Origin of the sequence: Limnobacter sp. (assembly GCF_964228395.1) — a bacterium.
GTDB lineage: Bacteria > Pseudomonadota > Gammaproteobacteria > Burkholderiales > Burkholderiaceae_B > Limnobacter.
The window spans coordinates 1-3,962 of sequence record NZ_CAXQZX010000007.1; the positions used below are offsets into that span (position 1 = coordinate 1).

Genomic DNA, 3,962 nt, shown 5'->3' on the forward strand with positions numbered 1-3,962 from the left:
CCCAAGGGTATGGCTGTTCGCCATTTAAAGAGGTACGTGAGCTGGGTTTAAAACGTCGTGAGACAGTTTGGTCCCTATCTGCCGTGGGCGTTGGAAATTTGAAGGGGGCTGTTCCTAGTACGAGAGGACCGGAATGGACGCACCTCTGGTGTACCGGTTGTCACGCCAGTGGCATTGCCGGGTAGCTAAGTGCGGAAGAGATAAACGCTGAAAGCATCTAAGCGTGAAACTTGCCTTAAGATTAGATTTCCCTGAGGACTTGATCCTCCTGAAGGGCCGTTGAAGACCACGACGTTGATAGGCTGGGTGTGGAAGCGCAGTAATGCGTTAAGCTAACCAGTACTAATTGCCCGTGCGGCTTGGCTCTATAGCATTGAGCCTTGCACAATACAACGCACATTTACACAACACACAATGCGCTACACAATAGACGCAAAGTAGTGAACACCAAGCAGTAACACTTGCAGTGCTCAGCACTGCAACCCGCAATCCGCATCAAACATCTCATCATCTCCTATACGCCAATCAGCCGCAAAGCTGGTTAGCAACTCGCTAAGAGCAACGTAACATCCGCTCTTGCAGCCTACCCTCTTTGCCTGACGACCATAGCAAGGTGGCCCCACCCCTTCCCATCCCGAACAGGACCGTGAAACGCCTTAGCGCCGATGATAGTGTGCAGCTCGCATGTGAAAGTAGGACATCGTCAGGCTCTCCAATTCCAACACCAAACACCCCTGTGAAACCCACAGGGGTGTTTGTCTTTTTACGCCTCTAATTAATCGCCAGGAAGAGTAATGGACAGCGCGAGCTACCGCGCTGTCTCGATGATTTGCTGTTCTTATTCTGGGCTCGATGGAGTTACGAGTTTTTGATCAGGCTGCAATTTGAACTGATGGATACAAGAATTTTTCCAAGGGCTGGTAGCGTTTTTGGATCAAGAGATTTTCCTGTGTTCATGAAAGCAACTGAGATGTCCCGGGCTGGATCCGCCCAGGTCACGATGTTAATCAGCCCCAAGTGGCCAAATGCTTTCCGGGCTTGAATTCCAAACAATGAGAACATGTTTTCTCCCAGCATAAAGCCGTTAGAAAAGCGCATTGGAATCATCAAGATTTGATCAATGGTAATGGGCCCCACGGGTCTAGTGGCCCGTTTGATGGTGCCAGGTTCGAATAAACGTTTGCCTTCGTATTCGCCGCCATCCAGCAGCATTTGGTAGAAACGACTTACCTCGTCCGCGGTGCCATATATATTGCCGGCCGGTATTGTCGAATTCATGAAATGGCGGCCATTTGAGATGCTGGCGACTTTGTCGAAATCAATATTTAGCGCTCTTTTCGCCAGCACGTTGATGGGAAAGACTGGTTTTGCCCCAGTGCTGTAATTGAATGCGGCCTTGTCTTGATATTCCGGGTTTAGTCCGTAGGTGAGGTATTTGGCGCCCAAGGGCTTTGCAATGTAGTTTTGTAAAGCCGCGTCCACGGACGTCCCGGTAATTCTGCGAATAATTTCGCCCAAGATATACCCACCGACGATGGCGTGGTAAGCCTGCTGGCTTCCGTCGCCTTTGCTGGTGTGGCTGGAGTTAATCAAGTCGATGACGCTTTCCCATTTGAACAGAAGCGACGGATGTGGGTTGCGAATTGGAATGGTGGGCACACCTGCCCGGTGCGAGAGCACCTGAGCGATGGTAATGTTTTCTTTTCCGTTGCATGCAAACTCAGGGATGTATTGACCAACTGGGTCATTGAGTTTGAGCTTCCCCTCTTCTTGCAACTTGTGAATCAGCATGGCCGTGATGGCTTTGGACGCAGAAAACAAGCAGACTGGGGTGTCTGGGGTCATTAGAATAGGGGGGTGGGTGTCTTCACTGTGGCTAGGGGGCGGGTTGCCCTTGGCATGGCCAATGGAGCGTTTTAGGATGATTTCACCTTGCCGCCGAATCACCAGGCTCATGCCTGGTTGCAGTCCCGTTTTGTAAAAGCTCTCGATACTGTTCCAAATGGCTTCGACGTTGTCGCGTGTCATGCCCACGTCGTATGGGCTGATTTCGGCTTTGCTATCGATGTGTGTAACGCTGTCTAGGTGTTTGGGAACCTTGATCCCGTTGGTGGTCTTGAACATTAAAGCCTGTCTCGATGTTGTTATGTACTTGTAACTCTAAAGTATCTTCGGGCTTCGCGAGCAAGGTCAACAGGCTTTCTAGGCGCAAAGTTCTAGTTGTTTAGCATCCCTGTATTCGCCAAATGCAAGATGAAATTTTGAATCGGTTTCATGGTGCTTCCTTTAAAAAAGAGCAAGGGTGAGAGCGTCCCGATGAGGGTGACGTGGTCTGTTGATGAAACCGTGACCAAAGTGGATTGTCCGCCTGCTTTTGTAAGGGCCTGGTGAAGGGCTTGGCTGTTGCGCTCGGTGCTGAGGATGGTGTCTTGCTCTGGCGCTACGATTAAGCTTGCCGGTGCGGTGTTGTTCACAAATTCAATCGGTTGAGATTGCTCTGGATAATTGGGGTGGTGAAAAACTGGCTGCACTTCTTGATCTTTGATGGGATAGATGTTGTATGCGCCGGCCAGGCCAATAAAGCCCGCAACCACTGATGAGCTTTGTGCTGTCTCTTTGAGCCATCGAGGGTCGTAAGCCAACATGGCGGCATTGTAGGCGCCAGCGCTGTGGCCCATCAGCACCACCTTTTTAGAAGGTCTGAGTGCTGCGTAACGAGGGTTACGGAGTTCGTCAATTAGCGCATTTACGCTTTTGGCACCATCAATCAGGAAATCTGGATACTTCACCTCGGGGTATAAGCGATAGTCAGGGATGGCGACAATATAGCCTTCGCTTGCGAGTCGTCGTCCAACAAATTCATATTCGGAGCGGCTGCCCCTGTTCCAGCTTCCCCCATAAAAAAACACAATCACGGGTGTTGAAGCAGTCTGGCTGGCTGGTTTGTTAGGCAAATATAAATCGTAGGCCAGCCTCGAACCATGCCCCACTGGCAGATTGTTGTTCACCTCCACCTGATAAACCTTCGAGACGTTGTTGACCAGTTGTATTGAACTACAGCCACCCATCAGTATTGCTGTTAGGCAGGTAACAACGACGGGCAAGGCTCTAAAAGGCTTGAAGGCATTCATGGGTTGTTGGTTCCGTGCTTCTGGAAATTTGCTGTTTGGGCTTGATGCTTAAGTGTGCCTTCATTTCACCCAGTGCGGGTGAAGTTGGGTTGATAATGCGCCGCTTCCCAAATGTGGAGAGCGGCTTTTCTGGCTGGGTGCCATCTGTATTGGCCGAGCATGCCGCTGGTTTGAATAACCCGATGGCAGGGGATTAAAACCCCGACCGGGTTGGCGGCTATGGCGCCGCCCACCGCACGGCTGGCTTTGGGTTTGCCGATGGCCTTGGCAAGTTGCTGATAGCTTGCGAGACGCCCAGGTTCAATGTGAAGCAGGGCTTCCCACACTTGCAGTTGGAATGGCGTGCCTTGTACATGCATACGAAGTGTTGTGGGCTTTGATGGATGTTTTAGAAAGATGGAATGCACGAGGTCAGAGGCTTGCTGATGATTCGTTATGAACTCAGCCTCTGGATTGAGTTGCCGCAGATGGTCTACCCATTTTGAAAAACTTAAGCAGTCGGTTTGAAATTCCAGATTGTGTATGCCGCGGTGAGTTTGACAAACCAACGCATTGCCAAATGGGCTATTGCTCTGACCAACCATAAACTTGAGGCCTCGCCCGTGTTGTTGAACTTCTCCTGGGGTCATGCCCTCCAAGTGCAGGGTCAGATGGTGCAGTTGGCTTGTGCTGTGCATGCCAAGTGCCACAGATGTGTGCAGCGTGTTGGCTCCCTCGCGCAACAAGGCAAGAGCGTGATCGCGTTGCAGGGCATAGAAAAATTGTTTGGGGGTGATGCCCGCCCATTCTGAAAACACGCGTTGGAGGTGAGAGGGGCTTACATCGAAATGC

3 protein-coding genes and 2 rRNA genes are annotated in these 3,962 nt (G+C 50.9%); 2 read left to right on the forward strand and 3 right to left on the reverse strand.

The features are described from left to right. Positions 1 to 367, forward strand: a 23S ribosomal RNA gene (locus ACEQU8_RS00675); the annotation flags it as partial. A gap of 228 nt (positions 368 to 595) precedes the next feature. Next, positions 596 to 709, forward strand: a 5S ribosomal RNA gene (rrf, locus tag ACEQU8_RS00680). A gap of 149 nt (positions 710 to 858) precedes the next feature. Here the strand turns inward: rrf and ACEQU8_RS00685 are convergent. From ACEQU8_RS00685 to ACEQU8_RS00695, 3 genes are all read right to left on the reverse strand, one after another. Further along, positions 859 to 2,124 (reverse strand): serine hydrolase domain-containing protein, encoded by a 1,266-nt coding sequence (locus tag ACEQU8_RS00685; protein ID WP_370260758.1) that lies wholly within the window; start codon positions 2,122 to 2,124, stop codon positions 859 to 861. A gap of 92 nt (positions 2,125 to 2,216) precedes the next feature. Beyond that, on the reverse strand, positions 2,217 to 3,131 hold the full coding sequence (locus tag ACEQU8_RS00690; protein WP_370260759.1) for an alpha/beta hydrolase: 915 nt from the start codon (positions 3,129 to 3,131) through the stop codon (positions 2,217 to 2,219). A gap of 65 nt (positions 3,132 to 3,196) precedes the next feature. Further along, positions 3,197 to 3,962 (reverse strand): methylated-DNA--[protein]-cysteine S-methyltransferase (locus ACEQU8_RS00695; RefSeq protein WP_370260761.1); only part of this gene is annotated, 766 nt, incomplete at its 5' end.

Coding starts and splice junctions, on each gene's coding strand:
- ACEQU8_RS00685 (WP_370260758.1), bottom strand. CDS start 2,124: ATGTTCAAGACCACCAACGGGATCAAGGTTCCCAAACACCTAGACAGC.
- ACEQU8_RS00690 (WP_370260759.1), bottom strand. CDS start 3,131: ATGAATGCCTTCAAGCCTTTTAGAGCCTTGCCCGTCGTTGTTACCTGC.